The following is a 21,482-nucleotide window of genomic DNA, read 5'->3' as shown; positions in this document are numbered from 1 at the left end:
ATCTCTTCCCCTCATTCGGTATGAATTAATTATGCATATGATCGTTTAGCTTTTTGAAAATCCGTTTTAAATGTGCGATGTCCTCAGGTGCCAGACAGTTTAACATCATGCCGAGCGTCTCTTTTTGATCATCCGATATTTGGTCGAGAGTAGCTTTCCCTTTCTCAGTAATATCGATGTATACGACGCGGCGATCTTCCTCATCCCTAACTCGATCAATATTGCCTTCCGCAGATAGCTTATCAGCCAATCCCGTTATGGCAGCAGCGGAAATGCACATTTTCTCTGCCAGATCGGATACTCTTTGCTGTCCATCTTGTTTGAGCCAATAAAGCAGCTTGAACTGGGACAATGACATATTCCCTTGCATCCGCTTGTTCCACTCTGAATTCGCATTTTTCATGATCAATTTGAACATGGTGGAGAGCTCGACAACGTCTTCCTTGCTTGGCATGTATTCACCCCTTCCCTATTTGCGTTCATCGTCCAATCATTCCAGCGCTTTATCATAAAGCGCAATTAATAAATATTTCATTACTAAACTATTTATCACTATAAATCTTTTTGCGAAATTAGTCAATGCTTTAGCCTATTTGGTTTTGTGACATGTGGCGCTTCACTTGGGCAAAATCAAAAAAGAGCCGAAATCTGCAATACAGATCTCGGCTCTTACTATTTTAACTATAATAGATGCCGTTAATGATAGCTGCGTTCTACAGCTCAGCCAACAGCTTAGTCAAAGCTTTATAGCTAATTTCAATGCTTTCCAGCTCGCCTTTATTTGTTGCGTCCTGCTCTACAATAATGTATTTAGTGCTTGTATGCTTCTGGGTCGCCTGCAAAATGCCCGCAATATCAATCGTGCCTTCTCCAATTTCAGTGAACGCATCTGGGCTTCCAATCGACATAAATGTTCCCATCGTAACGGGCTCGTTCTCATCAAGCGTTTCAAAAAGGTTAACCGGATTAACGCTCGCCGGCAAATCCTTCTGATGAATAAATTCGCAGCGGCTGCCCAGCTTCTCGATATAGCTTACAACATCAACGCCGCCACGCAGCGCCCAATAGGTATCAAGCTCAAACCCAACATTTTCAGGAGAGGTATGCTCCAAAATAATATCGAGCGCATAGCTACCATTGAACTTCTGGAACTCATGGAAATGGTTATGATAAAGCAGGCTGATGCCCTGCTCGCGCATTTGGCTGCCGTAGCGGTTCAGCTTCTCGCTGAATGCAAGGACATCCTCGTAATTGGTGAAAAATGATATCGGAATAATCGTTTTCGTACAGCCCAGCTCTTTATTGAAGGCAATGACATCAGCGATTTGGGCATCGTCCGAGACGAAAATATGAGTGGCGATTACGTTCAGGCCCGCTTGATCTACAAGCTGCTTCAAATCAGCAGCCTTGAGATCGCCGAGCTTGAACAAATCCTGGCCTGTAAAATCGAGTGGAATTTCGATGTTTCGGTAGCCAATTTCCGCAATTTTATTCAAAGTGCCAGCGCGATCACGTGCAAATTCGGTTTTGGCAGAAAACAACTGCAAGCCAATTTCCAATGTCATAAAAGTAATTCCCCTCTCGATGTGAGCATAAAAACGTTTACATTCTTTTTATACCTTAAAGCTTGTATTAGCGTCAATGTTGCATATTTTGCGCAGCTGAAGCTCATTCTAAATATACATATCTATCCATTCAAACCTTTGCCATGGTATAATCGCAAAGTAATAGAAAAGGCTTACAAGGGCGGTCGGCTACCTCTCGATAGAAGGGAGGGATGCCTTGTGACAGTATTTGAAGCACTCATGCTTATGCTTACCTTTGGTACGCTTCTCGTGGCGCTAATAGCACTACTGTTCAATAAAAACAAATAGACCGCCCTCGGTCAAAGGTAGCGGTCTATCTATCGTCATCCTATACTGAAGCCTACCGCCCTTAAAAGCGGCTATTGCGCGGAGAGTCGTGTTACCAGCACGGCTCTCTTTGCATTGTACGCATTTTCTAATCGTATTATAACACGCATCATTGCCTCTAGTCATGTGAAAGTCATCTAAATGTTGACTTTATATCTAGCCTTCATGCAATACAGAGGCAACCGCTTGCTTCCAGCCTTTGTACAAGCGGTCACTCTCCTCCTGCTTCATCGCAGGCAAATACGAGCGATAAGCGCTCGCCTTAGCGCCCAATAGCTGAACCAATTGCTCCTCATTCTCCCAAAAGCCTGCACCTACGCCGCCCATATAGGCGGAGCCCATAGCGGAAAGCTCTGCTACATCGGATTTCGAGACAGCTTGCCCGAGCATGTCCGCCTGAAACTGCATCAGAACGGCATTGTCCGATGCTCCGCCATCGGCTCGCAAACCTTTCAAGGCGATGCCGGTCTCCGCCTGCATCAGCTCGGCCGCATCGCGCACCTGATACGCGATGCTCTCCAAGGCGGCGCGCACAATATGCGCCTTGCCCGTTCCCCGGCTCATGCCGGTAATCGCCGCCCGGGCATGCGGCTTCCAATAAGGCGCTCCCAGCCCGACGAAGGCTGGGACAAGATAGACGCCGTCATTATCCGGCGTCTCCTCAAGCAGCTGCGCAAGCTCGCTAAACGAGCTGAACAGCCCCAGATTATCCCGCACCCAGCGCATGCTGTCGCCGGAGGTGCGAATAACCGCTTCCAGCGCATAGGTCATTTTGCCGCTGAGCCCCCAGGCAATGGCGAGCACCAGCCCATTGCCGGAAGCGACCGGCTTGCTGCCCACATTCATCAGCACCGATGTTCCGGTGCCATAGGTCGCCTTCGCAGTGCCCGGCTCCAGGCACAGCTGTCCGTACAGCGCAGCCTGTGAATCCCCTACGATGCCCGTAATCGGAACTCGCTCAACGAATAAATCCGAGTCGTTCGTATAACCGAACCGCTCATCCGAGCATTTCACCTCGGGCAGCACAGCTGGCGGAATGCCGAACAGCTCGCATAATTCCACATCCCATTGGAGCGTGTGGATATTGAACAATGAAGTCCGACTCGCATTCGTATAGTCGGTCGCATGCACTTCCCCGCCCGTCAGCTTCCACAGCAGCCAGCTGTCGATCGTACCAACGAGCAGCCTGCCTGCTGCGAGCAGCTCTTTGGCGCCAGCGGCATGCTCCAGCAGCCAGCCCCATTTTGCCGCCGAGAAATACGGATCAAGCAGCAGGCCTGTCTTCGCCTGCACCAACGGCTCCAAACCGTCCGCCTTTAGCGCATCACAGCGTTCTGCGGTTCGCTGGCACTGCCAGACGATGGCGCGATAAACAGGCTGCCCCGTCTCCTTATCCCACATCACAGCAGTCTCCCGCTGATTCGTAATGGTAAGTGCCACAAGCTCGCTCGCTGCTATGCCTGCTGCTCGCAGTGCTTCCTTCGCTGCCTGCTTCACCTGCTCATAAATTTCCAGCGGATCATGCTCCACCCAGCCTGCTTGCGGATAATACTGCGTATGCTCTGCAGAGCTGCGCGACACAACCTCGCCCGCATGATTAATAACGAGCGCCTTTGTGCCGGAGGTGCTTTGGTCAATCGTCAGCAGATAGCTTTTGTCCATCGCCGATGCCCTCTACTTTCCCAGCATGCCTAAAGCAATCGCTTTTATATTGCTGCTGCTAATGCCATAATGCTCAAACACTTCTGATGTTTTGCCCGCAATTGCCGGCTCATCGGGAATGCCCAAAATCCGCATCGGCACCGGATGCTGCTGCACAACCACCTCAGCAACCGCTGCACCAAGACCGCCATGAATGCTGTGCTCCTCAACGGTAATGATCCCGCCTGTTTCCTGTGCAGCACACACGATGGCTTCCTCGTCAAGCGGCTTAATCGTATGCATGTTCAGCACGCGTGCCGACACGCCCGCTTCCGCCAGCTCCGCCTGCGCATCCAAAGCGATTCTTACCGTTTCTCCCGTCGCAATAATCGTAATATCCGTGCCTTCGCGCATCGTCACGGCCTTGCCGATAACAAATTCATAGTCATCCGACTCGTAGCTGTCTTCAACCGGATTGCGGCCGATACGGACGTACACGCCACCCTCATGCTGAACAAGTGCTTCGGTCATCCGCTTCGTCTCATGGCGATCCGCTGGCAAAATAATCGCCAGCCCCGGAATCGCCCGCGCCACGGCGATATCCTGCACCGAATGGTGCGACATGCCGAGTGCGCCGTAGCTGACGCCGCCGCTAATGCCAACCAGCTTCACATTCGTGCCGGAATAAGCGACATCGACTTTAATTTGCTCAATGCTGCGCATGCTCAGGAAGCAGGCCGGTGACGTTACGAATGGCTTTTTGCCGCTATGGGCAAGGCCTGCCGAGATGCCGACTATATTTTGCTCCGCGATGCCGACCTCTACAAACTGCTCGGGATAAGCATTCGCGAAAGGCGCCATTGCCGCAGAGCCGCGCGAGTCGCTCGCCAGCACCATAATATCTTTATCCTCCTGCGCCAGTGTTACCAGCGTCTCGCAAATGACTTGCCGATTCGGTATTTTATTCGCCATCGCTTATTGCACCTGCCCTTCCTGTGTGTAGCTGCTGATGACGGCTTCAAGCTCGGCAAGCGCCTTCGCCAGCTCCTCGTCACTAGGCACATGGTGATGCCAATGCGGAACATTTTCAGCAAAAGACACTCCCTTGCCCTTCACCGTATTCGCCATAACGAGCGTCGGTTTGCCTGCTATAGCAGGAGCAGCTTCGAAAGCTTCTACAAGCGCGTCGATATCATTGCCATCGATGGAAACGACATGCCAGCCGAAGGCCGCCCATTTTTCCTCCAATGGCTCCAGTCCCATGACCTCTTCCGTCGAGCCGCTAATTTGCAGCCGGTTGCGGTCGATAATGCCGACCAAATTGTCGAGCTTGTAATGAGCGCCAGCCATCGCCGCTTCCCAAACGGAGCCCTCAGCTTGCTCGCCGTCGCCCATCAAGCAAAATACGCGGCTCGCCCTCGCATCCTTCTTCGCGGCAAGCGCCATGCCCACCGATATCGCCAGTCCGTGCCCAAGCGCCCCCGTATTCATCTCAATGCCTGGCACTTTATTGTTCGGATGCCCGATGAGCCTCGTTCCAAACTGGCTGAACGTCGCAAGCTCCTCCTTCGGGAAAAAGCCGCGGTCGGCCAATATGCACCATAATGATTCTACTGAGTGCCCTTTGCTTGCAATAAAGCGGTCGCGCTCCTGCCATTTTGGCCGAGCCGGATCAATCGTCATAATTTTATAATATAAGGCCGTTAAAATATCCGTATTGCTCAATGAGCCGCCCGTATGTCCTGTTTTCGCGCCATGGATCATGCGCAGCAAATCCATCCGTATTTGTGCCGCCTTGCTTCTGAGCTCCGTGCTGCTCAAGCTTGCATTGCTCCCCATCGTTAGCCCTCCTCGTTGTTTTCCTTAAGCGTTGTCCTCTATTCCGATTACAAGCCCGAGCCGCGCAGCCATGCCTGAATTTCCCGCTCTGTCGGATCAACTGCATCTGGCTTCAAGCCAGGAATATATTGACACGCTTCATACAGCGCCGGAATCGCATTGGCGTGAATGCCAACGGAGTGGTGAACATAAGGACCTTTGACCAGCTTCTCTTCCCACAACGGCCAATCATTGACCTCAACCCATACATACGAGCCGCGTGTGTACGGTCCTTGAATGCCGCGGGCTTTGCCTAAAAACAGCTGGTATTCGCCGTGGTCGCCGTCGAAGCGGGCCAGCGTCATGCCTCCGCCTTTAATTTCACCTTCATGTGTACCCGGTGCATGGTCGTCGAACAGAAAATGCTTGCGCAGCCGCGGCTTGTTCTCAACAGACAAGGAGACCGGGAAGTTGCCACAATGGAAGAGCAGCTCGCCGTTGGCGTTTTCCGGATGGCGTACGGTCAAATCCGCGAAGAAGGTTGGATGCTGATTCATCGTCGCCGCCTGCACCATGACTGACGTAATCGCACCGTGAATATCTGTCTCACAGGTAACTGGAATTTGCTCATCGGTGAGGATCGCATTAGCGAGGCATGGCATAATGCCCATCGCATCCTGCAGCGACGACCAGCATTGGATCGCAATTGCTGTGCTGCCTGTCTGCATGGCATATTGCTTCATCGCTACCTTAAGCGCAGCAATGCGGCGCACATCGGCTTCCGTCACTTCCGACCAGTCGAGCTTAGCTTTAATGTAGTCAATCGCTTGCGCCAGCTCAGAGCTGCTGCCTTTCTCAATGCGCTGCGAGGCGCGCTGAATATCGACTAGCGTAATCGGATGAATTTCAATGCCGAACCGCTCAAGCAGCTCGCCTTCATTGCACATCATCGTCCAAAAGGAAGCCGGGCGCGGCCCGATTTGCAAAATTCTTAAAGAACGGAATTTACGAACGACATTCGCCGCGGCGATAAAATTCGTGAAGCCGCGCTCGAACACCGGATCATCGACCCTTGTGTTCGTGACATAGGTGAATGGAACGTTGAAGCGGCGCAGCACCTTGCCGGAAGCGAATAATCCGCACTGCGTATCGCGCAGCCGCATGCCGTCTTCGAGCGGCGACTCATCGCGCGGGCCCCACAGCAGCACCGGCTTGCCGAGCGCCTTGCCTACACGGGCAACGGTGTCTTCGGTACCGAAGTTGCAATGCGGGAAAAAAACCGCATCGACATTTTCACGCCGAAAATGCTCCGCAATCTCGTCTGCATTAATATGATCATCATAGAGCAGCCCCTCGCTGTTGAGACCCTCAAGATCGACAATGTCTATATCCATGCCGAAGCTTTCGATTTTTTCCTTAATGAGCACCTTATACCGAAACGCATCCTCTGCACTAAAAACAAACCGTCTTGTCGGCGCGTAGCCGAGCTTCAACTTTTTCACCACTGACTCCCCCTTATTGACTCATAATGATCGATTAGGCCAAGCTGTTAAGCTATTATGCAGACGCATTGGCGCGCCGCATTTGAATCGCCATGTAAGGCTTGCCCGGCAGCTCAATGCGGAACGTTCCTTCATAGGTACCAGTCTGCTTGGTCACCGTCATGTTCCACGTATCCAGTACTTCCACCTCATACGCAATGCCCGGCTTCATCGTAAAATTCCGGTAGCGCGGCTGATTGAAGCCGTAATAAAACAAATAATACGTATCGGCAATGCCAGCCGATGGAGCGTCCCACTCAGACCGCAATGGATTTAAGCCCTGCTCCGGCCCTTCCTCCAGCACTTTTCTCAGAAAAGCAATGCGCTCTGGGCTTGTGCCATGCAGCTTGCCGCCCTTCGACCACCACAAAATGTCCTCGGGGTGCAAATACGTCTCCCCATGACCGACATAACCGCCGCGAATCGCACCTTCCCAGAAGCGGCGCACCATTTCCTCACCTGAAATATTGCCCCAGCCCATATCGATGTCGCCTTCATAAGCACATTCGTCAATGACAATCGGCTTGTTCCAGTCCTTGCGCCACTGGTCGGTGTTCTCCGCTGTCCGGTAAACATCCACCCGCTGAACGCTGCAATGGGTGATCCAAGAGCGGGTATAGTCATAAAAGCCGAAGCAATTGTGAATGGAGATGAGATGACCGTAAGGGTCATTATCCGTGACGATCTGGGCAAAACGCTCCCAATCCGACTCCTCCTTCGCCCACATCAGGTCATATTCGTTGGCAAGCGACCACCAGACGTTGCGGTATGCGGCCAGACGTGCTGTAATGTAGCGCAGGTAGCGGTCATCCGCCGACTTCGGCATTTCCGAGAAGCCCCAACGATCGTAGGCATGGAATAAAATCAAGTCCGCCTCAATGCCCAGCCTGCCTAACTCGGCGATCCGCTGCTCCAAATGGCGGAAGTACGCGGGATCAAAGCGCGTGAAATCCCATTGTCCATCTGCCGAGCGCTCAAACGGATAAAGCGGCGGTTCATTTTCATTAAAGAGGTAAGCCTTGGGGAACACGCACATCCGCAGCTTGTTGAAAGGCGTCTGCGCGAGCGTCGCAAGCGTCTGCTCCTCCAGCTCCTGCCCCTGATGCGTCCACGCATAGCAGGTGGTTCCTACAGGCAAATAACGGCTGCCGTCCTCGTAGGCAAAATGAAACGTGTCCGCTACCCGAACCGGACCGTTGTTTCCAGCTTCGGCGCTGCGGCAGGCAAAGCTGCCCGTAATGCCGTTCATGGCGCCGACGCTGCTGCTCGTGCGATAGTGCCACTCGCCTTCGGCATCGGGCATAAAGCGCACGCGGTAGATGCCGTCGCCATCATAGAAGCCTTGGGCGGAGAGGCTTCGCTCTCCTTGGCTGAACACGGCGCTGATCGCCGCGTCCGTGAAAGGGTTGCCATGAGCGGGGCCATGCAGCTCCAGCTCATAAACGTCCCAGCGCGCAACTTCACCCTGCGCAAGCAGCTTCGCTGATCCCTCAGCTTCAGCCTGTGCCTCTAACGTTACTCCTGCCGAAAGCTGTGCTGCTGAACCTTCATTGCTCTCATTGTCTAAAGCAGAAGCAGCCTTCTGCTCCGTTTCATCTTCAATTACATATTCAATGCCAGAGAGCTCGCCCAGCACCTCTGCTACCCATTCCGGCGAGCGCATTAAGGCTTGGTTTGAGGTTGCGAAGCGTGGCAGCGTATTCATTTTAATAAAAGAAAGATAAGGCGAATCCGCAAGCTCAGGAGCATGCTTCAACAATACCTTCCGCCCCTCCGGGCTTGCCCAAATATATCCGATCTTCGTTTCTTCGCTAAAAATCATCTTCGCGTCCTCCTATTGGCTTCTGCTTTTGGCTATTATAAGTTTAGTCGAACGAACTAAACTAAATACTAAACTATTGATGGACTATTCCTGCATTCTTACCCCTAATTTAGCAGTAAAACGGCATCAAGTCAATAAGTTTATATAAATAAAACGCTTTAATTTAGTATATTAACTAAATTATTTAGCTAAACTAGCATTGTCCATTGCTTTTAATGTCTGCTGGATATACACTAAACTTACTAAACAATCGGCTACAAGCTCGAAGGGAGAATCACTTATTGTGAAAATGGAAGACATCGCTGCTCTTGCTGGCGTATCTAAATCAGCTGTTTCGCTTGCCTTCAGCGGCAAGCCGGGCATTGGACAAGAAACCCGCGAGCGTATTTTACAGGTTGCGAAGGACAATGGTTATCTGCCTAAAACGCGTGCCGCCCAGCCGGAAGCCGCCAGCAAATCGCTGACCTTTCTCGTTCTAGCCAACTCTGGCATCGTATTGGAACAATATTATCAACAGCCTTTTTTCCGCGAGCTCATTCATTATATAGAGGTGCGCTGCCGCGCCAAGGGGTATTCGCTGCTGTTTACGTCGATTGACGTCAACGCTTTTTCCAGTGACAGCCATGCCTTGGCGGAGGATATCCGCAGTGATGGCGTCATTTTGCTCGGCACGAACCTTGATAGGGGGCAAATTGCAAGCTTGGCTGAAAGCTTGCCGGCACAGCTCGTTGTGCTCGATACATGCTTTGAAACGCTTCCCGTCCATTTCATTACGATTAACAATGTGATGGGCGGTTATCAGGCGGGCGAGCATCTATGCGAGCTTGGCCATGAGCATATCGGCTATTTGGCCTCCAATGTGCGGATCAGTAATTTTGATGATCGGCGCAAAGGGTTTATGTCCGCTTTAGAGGAGCGGGGACTGTCAATCGACGAGAATGATATTTTCTCCGTAGCCCCGACGATAACCTCATTCCAGGAGGAGCTGAAAAATCAGCTCGCCGCCTATCAAGCTGCCGGACGCCAACTGCCGACCGCCTTCTTCTGCGAATGCGACTATATCGCGATCAGCGCCATCAAGACGCTGACCGAACTTGGGTTCCGCGTTCCCGAGGACACCTCTGTCGTCGGCTTCGACAACATTTCGGAGGCGCGGATTGTTTCACCGGAGCTCACGACCGTTCATGTTGAAAAAGAACGCATGGCCCATCTAGCCGTTGATTTGGCGATTGAAGCCATTGAACAGGACCATGAGGTCAAAACCAAAATTGCCGTCGACACGCAGTTTATCGTCCGCCACTCGTCCAGCGCACCAGCTAATCGATGACGAATAGCCCTTCCAGGACCGCGCATTGCGAGAGCCAGGAGGGGCTACTTTTGAAATTGTTACTGAGACCACGCAGCCCGGGGCGTTCGGGGTACTCGCGGCGCTCGGGGTCATCGGGGTGTTCGGGGTACTCGCGGCGTTCGGGGTACTCGGAGCGCCCCTCTTTTTTGAAGGACTGAGTTTCCGCTATTTTGGCTTTTGAACCGCTTTCAGGGCGCACGCGGACAGGAAATCCGTTATGACCGTCTTTCTCCTGTCAAAATGGCTATTTCCAGCACATTAGCGGCTTCTGAGTCCGCAGCCGGTGCCACAACCCGTGTTTTGGATGAAATAGCCGCTGCTGTGTCCACCAAGTCTAGCTTTGTGCAAGGTGTAAGATGCAAACCCCAAGCCCCAATTCATAGGCACAGCTGCGCCTATTACTTGTATTTGTAAGCCTCAATATAAAGAGCAGAGGCGTAATCGCCCACCGCAATGCGATACGCAGACTCATCGCCGTTCAGCACTCTGCCCCGCACCCACTCATTTTGCTCGAATGCACCTTCCTCCACGCGGATCAAGCCGACCTTCGCGCGTTCACCCTGTTTAGGCAGCAGCTCCACCGAAAAGCCGATCCCGGCGAAAATAAACCGGTCATCGGACAGCTCAATGACGAGCCCGCCTGCCGGAGGCGTCCCTTCTGCTGCCCGTTTGTAGGACAGCTTCACATCGTAGCGCGAGAAGGGGAGTATACAGCCGCCATCGTTTTGCTGGAGAAAACCGGTCATTTTTCCCGTTCCGCGATTTTGCCCAATCAGCCCCAGCATTCCGCCGAGCAGCTTATAGCTTGCCGCAAGGTACGGGCCTGTTCCATTTACGATAAACCCGGAAAAATCAATATTCAACGCCATCATAATGCTGAAATCAGGCCCGCCGCTTGCAGCTTCCTCAGGAAAAAAGCCCTCAATACCAAACGGTGCAAATCCTAGTGCATCATGCTGGCCCATGGCGTAAAACACATTGGCCGCCGACGAGACGTCTCGCCGCGCCTCAGGGATGAACAGCGGGTTGCCATCCTGCGTGTATTCCTTACAAACGTCCGCAAAGCTGGACAAATAAATATCAGGAGCATATAGGCATAGGGTCGGTGCTGCAAGCTTCCACATTTTCATCACCTTGGCAACTGGCCCGCCGCTTGGATACGTGCCTGCACGCCATGGATATTGCTCCAGCCATGCATTGACGAACATCGGTAGCGGATAAGGCTCACTGCCAGCGCTCGCAATTCGTTCAACTGCCAGCGCATAATGGTACGCCATGAACCATTCGCCTGCATCCGTTCCAAAAGCCTGCTCCCAGCTGCCCTGTACGCCATATGCGTCAGCTACCTGCTGAGGCACTGCCGCTTCAAATACAGCATTCGCCGCTGCTGAATAATCCCGATCACTGCCTAGAAAGCCGATTTCGTTTTCTACCTGCATCATAATAACGGTGTGCTTTCCCTCATCAAACGCTTTAAGAAACGCCATCAAACGCTGGAAGGCTGCCGCATCAGCCGTTACCGCCGCTTCACACAGCGGAGAAATGGTGTCCGTTGGCGAACCATCGGCATAGGCGGCACGGAAATACGTCGCATAGTCTCGTTTCACCCAGCTCGGCACGTAGCTGGACTTGCCATTTTTCCATAAGCCGAACCAAAGCAGCACTAAGCAAATTTTTTCCGCACGGGCCTGCTCAATTAAACCTTCTACGAGCGAAAAATCAAACACTCCCTGCTCTGGCTCGATTAATTCCCAATATACAGGGGCAATAATTGTATTTAAATTCAGCTTGCGAACTTCCGGCCACACCTTCTCCTGCATATAAGCCAGATTTGAAGCGCTGGAATTGTGTATTTCCCCGCCAAGCGCAAGGTACGGCTCACCATTTACGTATAAGGTGGCTGTACCATTCTCGCTCACCAAATGAGGGATTTGCTGCATTATGTCTAACCCCTTCCATTTCAACAGTCTACGTATAGAAGCGCGGAGAAAAAAGGAGCCTTACTCCAACGTTTTCACCACGCTTCGATTTAATAGCTTTATAAATTCAGCGGCTTCCTTAGACCTTTGTCATTAACCCTTAGTCCTTAGTCCTTAGTCCTTCGACTTTACAAGCAGCTGCACGGGCCCAATTAAACCGCCTGGCTCCTGCTGCATAAAGCGCGAGAAGAAATCCTTTTGCTGCTTGCCCAGCGTATTGGTCACTTCAATGACAAGCTGGTTCGTTCCCGGCTGAACATTCGCGCCAGCTGCAAAGCGATAAGGCGGAGCAATCGCCGTACCCAGCTTCACGCCATTTACCGATGCCTCCGCTGTCTCAAACGCGGCACCCAAATCCAAGTACAACGGCTCGCCCTCGCCATTCCAATCGAAGGAAAGCTCATAGCGAATCGTTCCGGTGAAATCCGGCAGCAGGTGCGGGGCATTGATATTTTCAAGCTCGCTCAGGTTGCCGTAGCTTTCAAATACCGGATATTGCAGCGCACCGGAGGTTGCAACCGTCCATTCGCCAGTCAGCTCTACCGGTACACATGCTGTACAATCGGGCAGCGTCTGTACCGCCAGTTGCGGCAGCGCTTCTCCCGACAGCACGATTAAAGTCTCGTAGGCGCTTAGCCTTACCCTCAGGCGGTTCACGCCGTCAGCCTGCTCTACGCTTGCCTCGCTCAGCTGATTGTCAAAGGCGTTATAAATCATCATCCGAGCGGAGGTCTGGAAGCTGACATCCGTATCCACCGTCTCATAAGGATGCTCGTTGAAAAAGAAATATACATCGCTGTCTGGATGCCCATAATGGTAATAACGCAAATACGGCGCGGCATCCGCCGTCTCAATATCGTACATGCCTTCATAGCGAAGCGTCGCCGCGAGCTCGGCAAGCGGAACAATCGCTGCGTGCTCCAGCGCTTTCAGGCGCTTAAGCTCCACCGCTTCGCCGCCGCCCTCAATCGTGCGGGCAGGCAGCCCATCTACAAACAGTACCTTCAGCCCTGCTTCTGCCAGCTCGGCAAGCTGCTCCATGAGTACTGCCGGCAGCGCTTCCGCATAAGGCACAATGAGGCACTGGTATTCCTCCTTTGCCACAAGCAGCTCGCCGTCCTTCACCGCGAACGCTCCAGAAGCCAGAATATCAAACGGAATAATATCGCAGTCGATTTGCGCCTGCATCAGCGCCTTAATGGGCTTCTGAATCAGCATCGCCTCAGCGCCTGACCACTCCGCATCCGCATGGTAAAGCACCGCCGCCGTCGCATAATGGCGCCCCCCGTTCAGCAAATGGCTGATGCGGTTCGTATAATCATTGAGCTGGCGATAATAGCGGTATTGCGGATTTTCGCCGCGTGCATACAGATGCGGCGGGCAGTCGGCATCCGGGAACTCTTTTTGCGAAAAAGCGTGGGGCACGAAATAGTTAATGCCGCGAACGAGCATATGGTCGGTCAGCCATTTCATCAGCTTGAGGCCTTCGCTCCAGCCATAGGCGCCGAATACTTCGCACATCGCCCGACCCTTTTTCTTGGGATCGATATGCGCCAGAGATGAACCAAGCTTCGCTAGGGCATAATGAAAAAACTCGCTGTCCGTTTCTCCGGCAATCCAAGTAAATGGCACCTCGTCAAAGCCTGGCATAATTTGATGCAGCACGACGTCAATGCCAGCCATATCCTGCCCCCACATCGAGCGGAAGAAATGTCCCGGCCCACAGCCGAGCCGCGCATGCACATTGTTATCCTCAATGATATGTCCGATATACTCGACGCCGCGCTCGCGGCACCAATCGCCCAGCTTGCCGCAGAAATGCTCGGCATACAGCTTGCTGACCGTATTCATAAACGTATAGCGCAGCGCTTCCGTCTGCTCGCCGCCCTCGTACCACAGCAGCGGCAGCAATGCCGCAACAGGCTGTCCGAACTCGGCGGACAGCAGCTCCAGCATATCGTGGCGCCACGGCAGAACGATGCCCTTTTTCCCTAGTCTGGAGTTGAAGTCAAACGTCGTTTTATCGTTGTAGAAGCCCGGCTCATCGGAGAAAAAACCAGCGAGCGTTTTGCCAAAGTCGTCCCGATACCGCTCGTAATAACCCTCATAAATCGCGTCGATTAATACTTGCGTTGACTCCGGTACAATCGGATTAATATAGTTCCGTTTCGCTTCCTCCGCGCCTTCCGCTGTCTCAATTAGGACGAAAATGCGCCAAAAGCCTGCGGGAATATCCCAGTAAAGCACATTATTTTGCACACTGGCTGTCAGCTCAATAAATCCGCTAAGCTGTTCAGCCGCATCAACACTCGGCTTACCTTCACGCTTAACCGCAACAGCCGCAACTAACCTATCGCCCGGCTGGAGCAGCGTATGGAGCAGGAAGGAGGCTTGCGGAGCCGGGCCGACAGCATCAATATGCCGCTCCGCCAAATACGTTCTGCGCAGCTCGGCTGGAGCTTCCTTCAGCTTGCCTGCCGCATGTCCCGTCGGAAAATGGTCGTCATCGAAAAACCACACCTTCATGCCTCGGCTGCGAGCCTCGTCCATAATGATATCGATATCCCGCCACCAGCCGGGACCAAGCATATCCGGATGGGGACGCGATTCCACGATGACCGCCTTGATCCCTGAAGCATAGATTCGCTCCATTTCCTCGCGGATCTGTCCTTCCTCTTCGCCGCGCTGCCACAGAAGAGGCATAATATAGTTTTCTTCTTCGCCTGCCAATACATGACGTAAGCGTTCAGCCATTATCGTCGTCCCCCTACCCTTTTACAGCACCGATCGTAATGCCTTTAACAAAATATTTTTGGAAAAATGGATAAGCGACAAGAATCGGAATGACGCCGACTACAGCAATTGCCATCCGCACGGTGCCGCTTGGCATTTTCGCCATGCTTTGACTAGCATTCGAGCCAAGGCCGCTGTTCGACAGAAATTGAATATCCGTCAATATTCGGTTCAAAATGTTCTGAATGCTGAACAGCTTCGGATCTGTTAAATAAACGAGCCCGTTAAACCAGTCATTCCAATAGCCAATGGTCTGAAACAAGCCAATCGTAGCCAAAATCGGCAGCGACAGCGGCAGCACGATCGAACGAAAGGTTCTGAATTCAGTTGCCCCGTCAATGTAAGCCGATTCCAAAATCGGGACAGGAATGGACGTTATAAAAAACGTGCGCATGAGCATAACGTTAAAGCCGTTCATTAGGAGGCCTGGAATAATAAGCGCCCAGATCGTATTTTTAATATCGAGATACTGCGTGTAAATGAGGTAAGTTGGCACAAGGCCGCCGTTAAACAGCATCGTGAAAAAAACGAAAAACGCTAGTGGATTACGCAGGGGGATATCTCTCCTCGACAACGGATAAGCAAGCATGGACGTAATCACCAAGCTGACCGACGTGCCCAGAACGGTAACCAATATTGTTATGCCATAAGCCCGCAGCAGCTCCTGCGATTGATCAAGCAAATAACGGTAAGCCGTCAAGCTGAACTGTTCAGGGAAAAAGGAATAGCCATTGCTGATAATCGCCTGCTCATCGGTGAAAGAGGATATAACCAATAAGGCAAAGGGCAGCAGGCAAGCAATCGATACGGCCATCATAAATAGGTTGGCTGACCACTGCCATATTTTATTTTCATGCGTCATGTCATTCACTCCTTAGAATAATGCGTTGTCTTTGTTGATTTTGCGTACAATATAATTCGCGAGCAGAACCAGAATGAATCCGACCAAGGATTGATACAAGCCTGCTGCAGAGGACATCCCGATATCACCAAGCTGCATTAAGCCGCGATATACGTAAGTGTCAATAACGTTCGTCGTATCACTGAGCGCACCTGCATCCATCGGAACCTGATAAAACAAGCCGAAGTCGGAGTAAAAAATCCGGCCGATTGCAAGCAGCGTCATCATCGTAATAACTGGCGAAATGAGCGGCAGCGTAATGGATTTAATCTGCTGCCATTTGGATGCGCCATCGAGCGTTGCCGCTTCATAATATTCCTGATCGATTCCGATAATGGCTGCCAAATATACGACGCAGTAGAAACCAACGCTTTTCCATATATGCACGATTGTCAAAATATAAGGCCAGTATTGCGCCTCGCTGTACCATGAAATCGCATCGAGTCCCAGAAACGGAAGCACCGTCTTGTTCATAAAGCCTGTTTCAATGCTAAGCACCGCATAAACCAAGTAGCTGACAATAACCATCGATATGAGAAAAGGCAGCAGCACGACGCTTTGATAAAAGCGAGCCATAATTTTACTGCGAATTTCATTGAGCAAAATCGCTATTCCTACCGCAATGACCAAATTCAATATAATAAAGCCGCCGTTATACAAAATCGTATTTCGCGTAATGATGTAGGCATCTGTCGTTTTGAACAAATATTCGAAGTTTTGCAGCCCAATCCAATCACTGCCCCAAATCCCCTGGGCAAAATTGATGTTTTTGAAGGCGATAATGAGACCGAACATCGGTGCATAATTGTTAATGATCAAATACGCCAGCCCAGGAAGCATCATTAGAAACAAAGGCAAATAGCGCTTGAACTGTTTCTTTTTCACATTTGATTTGGCAACCTGCTTTGCCTGCTGGGGAGCTGCCGCTGCCACTGTCCCTTTATTTCCCGTCGTTTGTTCCATAGGTGAACCCCTTCTTTCTTCAGCATGAGCTTGTCGCTGTCTTATACTTTGATGATAGTGCATGCGCCCGTGCGCCCTCTACCGCTCAGACGACTTCTCATTTGCACTATTACGACGCTCCTGCTGCCTGCCCCACCATTGAAAGCCTCATGCTAGCCAAAACAAATAGGCTGTTCCAAGGTCCATTTGCATGACCTTTGGAACAGCCTATTTGTTTTCAATAATAGAACTATGACTGCGTATGAATTAAAATTTTCGCCTGCGCTTTGTCTTTGATGAGCAGCTCTAGACCTTCCTCAACGAGGTTGTCCAGCTTGATTTTTTTCGTGATGACCTTCTTAATATCAAGGCGTCCTGAGGAAACCATGGCGATGACCTCTGGGAAAATATGATGGTAGGCAAGTGAAGTTTTAATTGATATCTCCTTCACCAAAATGCTGTTTACATCCAAGGTAACGGGGCTGGCATAGCCGGCAATAATGAGCAGCTGTCCGCCTTTTTTGATGACTTCCAGCGCGCTTGTGAATGTCGCCTGAGCGCCTGCCGCTTCAAAGGCCACATCTACGCCGTTTGCATGCTGGGCCAATATCTCTTTTGTTGCATCTGCTTCCAAGCTGTTCACAACCGAGCTTGCTCCGACCTCAAGCGCTTTTCTTAGACGTTCAGGGGAAATATCTACGGCAATAACGCTTGCGGCTCCAGCTGCCTTCGCCGCCATAATCGTTAAAAGACCAATTGGGCCTGCGCCATAAACAACGACCGCGTCTCCAATTTTCAACTGGCTTCCCTTAACTGCATGAACCGTTACAGCGGTCGGCTCCATCAATGCCCCTTCTTCAAGTGAAACATTGCTTGGAAGCTTATGAGCTTTGCTCGCATTTGCGATTGCATATTGAGCAAATCCGCCATCATCCTGCAAACCAAGGAAAGCAAACGGACTAGCCAGATTGTACTTGCCGCGCTGTACATAATAGTCATCCTCGGCATACACGATCGGCTCTACAGCTACGCGATCTCCAACAGCCAGATTCGTTACACCTTCGCCAAGCTCGGTTACAACCCCAGCAAATTCATGGCCCAGCACAAGCGGAAGACCGCGTCCTGTCACGGGATGAGGCTCAGCCGATACGCCAAACCCATGATGGTAGGCATGCAGGTCGCTTCCGCAAATTCCGGCCCATTCTACCTTTATTTTCACTTGGCCTGCAGCAGCTGCAGGCTCGTTCACATTTTCGATACGGACATCTTTAGCTCCATAAATAACAGCAGCTTTCATAAACCACATCTCCTTTAGCAATAAAATGATAGCGCTTATATTTTCTTACCGTTATTGTACTCCTGTTGTTAAATTAAATATATTTAATTATACTTACATTTAATTAAGTAATACTTATGTAAAGGAAGCGACCTATGAACCTTGAGCAGCTGATGTATGTCGTCGAATTGAGCAAATCCAAATCATTGTCTGAAGCAGCAGCGAATCTTCATATTTCCCAATCTGCGCTTAGCCAATCCATCACTAGTCTGGAGAAGGAGCTGGGGCTAAAGCTGTTTAGACGTGCACGAACCGGCACCTTGCCTACCGCAGAAGGTGCATCCATTATAAAAAAAGTACATGAAGCAGCCAAAATTATCGAGGAAATTCGACTGGAAGCAGCTAGCAGCCTGAGCAGCCTAAGCGGCGAGCTGCGCCTGTCCACGATGCCCGCCCAAATGAAGACGATGGTTAAAGTGATCGCTTGGCTAAAAAAGGAGCATCCCGCTCTTCGCATCGAGGTATCTGAGGACGGCTCATTGAATACGCTTGGCAGCGTGCGGGAGGGGCTGGCTGATCTTGGCATGATTGCGATGCGGGAAGACAAGCTGCCAATAGAGGGTCTCTCGTTTCATTCGCTGTGCAAGGGAAAAATGGTGGCGCTCGTTGGCGCACAATCTCCGCTTGCCTCACGGGCATCCATATCGCCGGAGGAATTGCGGCAATACCCTTTCGTCCTGTACAAGGATGATCATGTCGACCAGTTTATCCTTGATTTCACCAGGCAGCACGGGCCCGTGGAGGTGTTATTTCGAACCGATTACGATGTCGCCATTCAAAGCGCATTGCTGGAGGGGCTAGCTGTATCAATCGGCCATGACTATTCCTTTAGGCAAAATGCCAACGAAACGATCCGGCAATTTGCAATGCTTGAAATTGAAGATTTTTTTCAGCAGCCTGTCCACTTTGGCTGGGTCCGAGCTAAAACCCGTCCGAATGCTCCGGTAATGGATTATTTTATAAACCGTTTTGAGCATGAATATACGTTCAAGTAGACCGCTTTTATATATAAGAAAAATTCGAAGAACCATTCACAAGCTGGCCTTGTGCCTTCTCTTATCTGGCACAAGGCCTTAGCTTCGCTTCGCTGCACTGGCAGCGCTTGCCGCTTATTTTCCGCGCTTCGCCTTGGTGCATTTAAGCTGGTAGGTCTTTCCATATGCTTTGCCATATCTAACGATTCGCCGCAGCATAGACTGATCGGCCAGCAGCGAGAACGGGCAAACGGCCGGCACGGTATTCACCTCAAGAATCCATGGCTTCAGCTTCGCGTCAATTGCAAAGTCGAGGCCCAGTTCCTTGATGCCGGGAGAAACGCCGCGCAGCAGCCGCGCTGTGCGAAGGCCAAGCCGATCCATGCTTTTCAGCAATTTCCGGCGCCCTGCTGGCCCAGCATGTGACTTAAGCACTTGCACGGTCGAATAAATCGATCCGCCTTGGCTGCCATTGGTTACAATTTTGCCCGGATGGGCCGCTCTGCCAAGCGTCCCGGTCGCTGCCCAGCCGCCCTGCGGTGCGCGCTGCACCATAAGCCGAATATCGAAGCGGCGTCCTTTATGCTTCAGCAGGCGAATGCCCTTTTGCACCAAATACCGCTTCCCCTTCATCTCCTTATGAATCGAACGGTAAGCTGCCGCGTACGTGGTAAAGGTCGATTTTTTCGATCCTAATTGATACGTATACTTCGCCCCCAGCTTCTCCATCCTCATGACTCCGCGCCCCTGCGAGCCCCGCGAAGGCTTCACATAGACCATTCTATATTGCGTCAGCATGCTGCGCAGGCTGTCCTTTGTCGCCAGCTTCGTCCGCGGGATGTGCTTGTTCAGCGTTAGATCCTTCCGCATCGCGATCGTTTTGCTCCACTTATCCCCAATAATCCGGCTCTTGCTCTTCACAATTTTGCTTCCTTTGCGGCCGCTGCTCCTCACACGCAACCCCGTCGATATCTTCCTGCTCCTCGTCACTTTACCCCTCCATTCTATTCTCCTATTAGCATACGAACCTTTTTGAAAAATGGTTGTAGGCCGCTGTCGGCATAGAACGAACCATCATGCAGCGGCTTCATATGCTTAATTAAGGCAACCTGTCAGGATGTTTGTTCGATTCTAAGGCAAAGCTCTTCGCTCGTCCCAGAAGGACGACGAAGTCGTTTTTGCTTGGATTCCCAATACGCGGCCGCCATCGGTACGTTAGTTAGGAGGCATAGGCATACATGGAGCCAAAACAGACGCTTCAGCAGCACCTTGCTCTTATTTGCCATTTTCATCCTTGGTATGGAGAGCTGCTTGCAGAGCAGGGCATTGAACTGAACGCTGCTGTACTGCCGGAACTGCCGCTTATGACGGCGGATAGGTTGGAGGAGCATTATTTCACGCAGGAGCTGCGGACAGAAGCCGGGCTCTCCGTGTACCGTACGTCGGGAACGTCCTCCGGCATACGCAAAGCGATTTATTATTCTCCGGAGGATGATGAGCAATACATCGCCAGCAAGGCGGACTGCTTCCGAGAGTGGCTGGCAAGGAGCCCAGCAGTTGTTACAAGGGCGCTGGCTGATATGGGAACGGGACATGCGGCTAGCACAGCCATTACGATTTTTCAGCAGCTTGGCTTCCAAGCAGACTCGCTTTCCTTCTCCTTGCCAATAGAGGAGCATATCAAGCGATTGGCCACTTTTCGCCCACAGCTGCTGTATACGATGCCTTCCATTCTCGACGCCATTGCTGCCGCTGCTCCAGATCCGGGGGCCTTCGGCATACAGAAAATCATTATTGTCGGCGAAATTGCGCCGCCAGTCTGGCAGGGCAATATGGCTGCGCGGTTCGGCATCAGCGCTTTTGATATTCTCGACACCTACGGCTCCATCGAGATCGGCGCTATTGCTTCCTACTCTCACGAGCATAGCGTTTATGTACTAGATGCTGGCATCCATGCCGAGGCGCTCCGTGCTGACGAAATAGATGCACGCTTCGATGCGCTGGAGGACAATGAGACGGTGCTTGTGCTTACGTCATTCAAGCGCACCCTGTTTCCCGCCATTCGTTATGTCACCTACGATGTGATTAGGGATTTCGGCACGGTCATCATTGATGGACAGGTACGGCAAACGTTCAGCTGCATCTCGAAACGGATTGGAACCGACCTGAAGCACGGGGAAAAAATAAGCCTCTACGACATCGAAAGCGTCGTCCAGCAATTCGTAAGCGACGCCGAGCTGCGCGTCCGGCTGCAGGGTAATAAACTGTCCATCCATATTCGCAGCAAAAGGCTGGACGATGGCATGCTTACCGTTATACAGCAAGCCATTGAGCAAAAAATCGAAGCGATTGGCCAAATGATTCGGGGTCGCATGCTGTCCGGCATCGTGGTGACGCGCGCAGCGGAAGATGAGACGCTTGAGCGAGGAGCGGTCAAATCGAAAAAACTTTATTTTTAGGAGGCGCTAATCGCC

General features: G+C 51.6%; 16 protein-coding genes. 3 read left to right on the top strand and 13 right to left on the bottom strand.

Annotated features, from left to right (window positions below; all coding sequences use genetic code 11):
* Positions 1-25: 25 nt before the first annotated feature.
* The 7 genes from MHB80_RS04540 to MHB80_RS04510 form a co-directional block, all read right to left on the bottom strand.
* Positions 26-454, bottom strand: coding sequence for a MarR family transcriptional regulator (locus MHB80_RS04540; protein ID WP_341281058.1), 429 nt, complete (start codon positions 452-454; stop codon positions 26-28).
* Between the two features lie 259 nt (positions 455-713).
* Entirely contained in the window at positions 714-1,565 is an 852-nt protein-coding gene (locus tag MHB80_RS04535; RefSeq protein ID WP_341281057.1) for a sugar phosphate isomerase/epimerase, read from the bottom strand.
* A 504-nt stretch (positions 1,566-2,069) separates the two neighbouring features.
* Positions 2,070-3,575 carry a glycerol kinase GlpK gene (gene glpK, locus MHB80_RS04530; protein WP_341281056.1) on the bottom strand — a complete coding sequence of 502 codons (1,506 nt, stop codon included), beginning with the start codon at positions 3,573-3,575 and terminating at the stop codon, positions 2,070-2,072.
* A 12-nt stretch (positions 3,576-3,587) separates the two neighbouring features.
* Complete coding sequence (locus MHB80_RS04525) at positions 3,588-4,526, bottom strand: transketolase C-terminal domain-containing protein (protein ID WP_341281055.1); 939 nt, start codon at positions 4,524-4,526, stop codon at positions 3,588-3,590.
* 3 nt (positions 4,527-4,529) lie between these two features.
* The gene (locus tag MHB80_RS04520; RefSeq protein ID WP_341282862.1) at positions 4,530-5,375 is read right to left on the bottom strand and encodes a transketolase; all 846 of its coding nucleotides are present in this window, start codon (positions 5,373-5,375) and stop codon (positions 4,530-4,532) included.
* A gap of 65 nt (positions 5,376-5,440) precedes the next feature.
* Positions 5,441-6,874, bottom strand: a complete 1,434-nt coding sequence (locus tag MHB80_RS04515; RefSeq protein ID WP_341281054.1) for an L-fucose/L-arabinose isomerase family protein — start codon at positions 6,872-6,874, stop codon at positions 5,441-5,443.
* A 55-nt stretch (positions 6,875-6,929) separates the two neighbouring features.
* On the bottom strand, positions 6,930-8,735 hold the full coding sequence (locus MHB80_RS04510; RefSeq protein WP_341281053.1) for a DUF5605 domain-containing protein: 1,806 nt from the start codon (positions 8,733-8,735) through the stop codon (positions 6,930-6,932).
* Between the two features lie 283 nt (positions 8,736-9,018).
* Here MHB80_RS04510 and MHB80_RS04505 point away from each other — a divergent pair, with 283 nt between their 5' ends.
* Positions 9,019-10,062: a LacI family DNA-binding transcriptional regulator gene (locus MHB80_RS04505; RefSeq protein WP_341281052.1), complete on the top strand. Its 1,044-nt coding sequence runs from the start codon at positions 9,019-9,021 to the stop codon at positions 10,060-10,062.
* Positions 10,063-10,481: 419 nt separating this feature from the next.
* On the opposite strand, the gene MHB80_RS04500 is transcribed toward MHB80_RS04505, so the two are convergent.
* The 5 genes from MHB80_RS04500 to MHB80_RS04480 form a co-directional block, all read right to left on the bottom strand.
* Positions 10,482-12,023, bottom strand: a complete 1,542-nt coding sequence (locus tag MHB80_RS04500; RefSeq protein ID WP_341281051.1) for a DUF5597 domain-containing protein — start codon at positions 12,021-12,023, stop codon at positions 10,482-10,484.
* A gap of 153 nt (positions 12,024-12,176) precedes the next feature.
* A complete protein-coding gene (locus MHB80_RS04495) occupies positions 12,177-14,816 on the bottom strand; it encodes a glycosyl hydrolase (RefSeq protein ID WP_341281050.1) in 2,640 nt (879 codons plus the stop codon).
* Positions 14,817-14,829: 13 nt separating this feature from the next.
* Positions 14,830-15,717 (bottom strand): carbohydrate ABC transporter permease, encoded by an 888-nt coding sequence (locus MHB80_RS04490; RefSeq protein ID WP_341281049.1) that lies wholly within the window; start codon positions 15,715-15,717, stop codon positions 14,830-14,832.
* Positions 15,718-15,729: 12 nt separating this feature from the next.
* Positions 15,730-16,599, bottom strand: a complete 870-nt coding sequence (locus MHB80_RS04485; protein WP_341282861.1) for an ABC transporter permease subunit — start codon at positions 16,597-16,599, stop codon at positions 15,730-15,732.
* 349 nt (positions 16,600-16,948) lie between these two features.
* Positions 16,949-17,995: a 2,3-butanediol dehydrogenase gene (locus MHB80_RS04480; RefSeq protein ID WP_341281048.1), complete on the bottom strand. Its 1,047-nt coding sequence runs from the start codon at positions 17,993-17,995 to the stop codon at positions 16,949-16,951.
* Between the two features lie 134 nt (positions 17,996-18,129).
* Between MHB80_RS04480 and MHB80_RS04475 the strand changes: the two genes are divergently transcribed.
* Positions 18,130-19,029 carry a LysR family transcriptional regulator gene (locus MHB80_RS04475; RefSeq protein ID WP_341281047.1) on the top strand — a complete coding sequence of 300 codons (900 nt, stop codon included), beginning with the start codon at positions 18,130-18,132 and terminating at the stop codon, positions 19,027-19,029.
* 114 nt (positions 19,030-19,143) lie between these two features.
* On the opposite strand, the gene MHB80_RS04470 is transcribed toward MHB80_RS04475, so the two are convergent.
* A complete protein-coding gene (locus MHB80_RS04470) occupies positions 19,144-19,998 on the bottom strand; it encodes a YheC/YheD family protein (RefSeq protein WP_341281046.1) in 855 nt (284 codons plus the stop codon).
* 248 nt (positions 19,999-20,246) lie between these two features.
* On the opposite strand from MHB80_RS04470, the gene MHB80_RS04465 reads away from it, so the two are divergent.
* Positions 20,247-21,467 (top strand): hypothetical protein, encoded by a 1,221-nt coding sequence (locus MHB80_RS04465; RefSeq protein ID WP_341281045.1) that lies wholly within the window; start codon positions 20,247-20,249, stop codon positions 21,465-21,467.
* Positions 21,468-21,482 lie beyond the last annotated feature (15 nt).

Source organism: Paenibacillus sp. FSL H8-0537 (assembly GCF_038051995.1).
Classification (GTDB): Bacteria; Bacillota; Bacilli; order Paenibacillales; family Paenibacillaceae; genus Pristimantibacillus.
The sequence above is the reverse complement of the archived record's forward strand: the minus strand, read 5'-3'. Positions and strand labels throughout refer to the sequence as shown.

Excerpts from the sequence above, each read along its gene's own strand:
- MHB80_RS04485 (WP_341282861.1), bottom strand. The coding sequence starts at position 16,599 with ATGATGCTTCCTGGGCTGGCGTATTTGATCATTAACAATTATGCACCG.
- MHB80_RS04500 (WP_341281051.1), bottom strand. The coding sequence starts at position 12,023 with ATGCAGCAAATCCCTCATTTGGTGAGCGAGAATGGTACAGCCACCTTA.
- MHB80_RS04475 (WP_341281047.1), top strand. The coding sequence starts at position 18,130 with ATGAACCTTGAGCAGCTGATGTATGTCGTCGAATTGAGCAAATCCAAA.
- MHB80_RS04535 (WP_341281057.1), bottom strand. The coding sequence starts at position 1,565 with ATGACATTGGAAATTGGCTTGCAGTTGTTTTCTGCCAAAACCGAATTT.
- MHB80_RS04525 (WP_341281055.1), bottom strand. The coding sequence starts at position 4,526 with ATGGCGAATAAAATACCGAATCGGCAAGTCATTTGCGAGACGCTGGTA.
- MHB80_RS04490 (WP_341281049.1), bottom strand. The coding sequence starts at position 15,717 with ATGACGCATGAAAATAAAATATGGCAGTGGTCAGCCAACCTATTTATG.
- MHB80_RS04480 (WP_341281048.1), bottom strand. The coding sequence starts at position 17,995 with ATGAAAGCTGCTGTTATTTATGGAGCTAAAGATGTCCGTATCGAAAAT.
- MHB80_RS04465 (WP_341281045.1), top strand. The coding sequence starts at position 20,247 with ATGGAGCCAAAACAGACGCTTCAGCAGCACCTTGCTCTTATTTGCCAT.
- MHB80_RS04540 (WP_341281058.1), bottom strand. The coding sequence starts at position 454 with ATGCCAAGCAAGGAAGACGTTGTCGAGCTCTCCACCATGTTCAAATTG.
- glpK (WP_341281056.1), bottom strand. The coding sequence starts at position 3,575 with ATGGACAAAAGCTATCTGCTGACGATTGACCAAAGCACCTCCGGCACA.
- MHB80_RS04495 (WP_341281050.1), bottom strand. The coding sequence starts at position 14,816 with ATGGCTGAACGCTTACGTCATGTATTGGCAGGCGAAGAAGAAAACTAT.
- MHB80_RS04510 (WP_341281053.1), bottom strand. The coding sequence starts at position 8,735 with ATGATTTTTAGCGAAGAAACGAAGATCGGATATATTTGGGCAAGCCCG.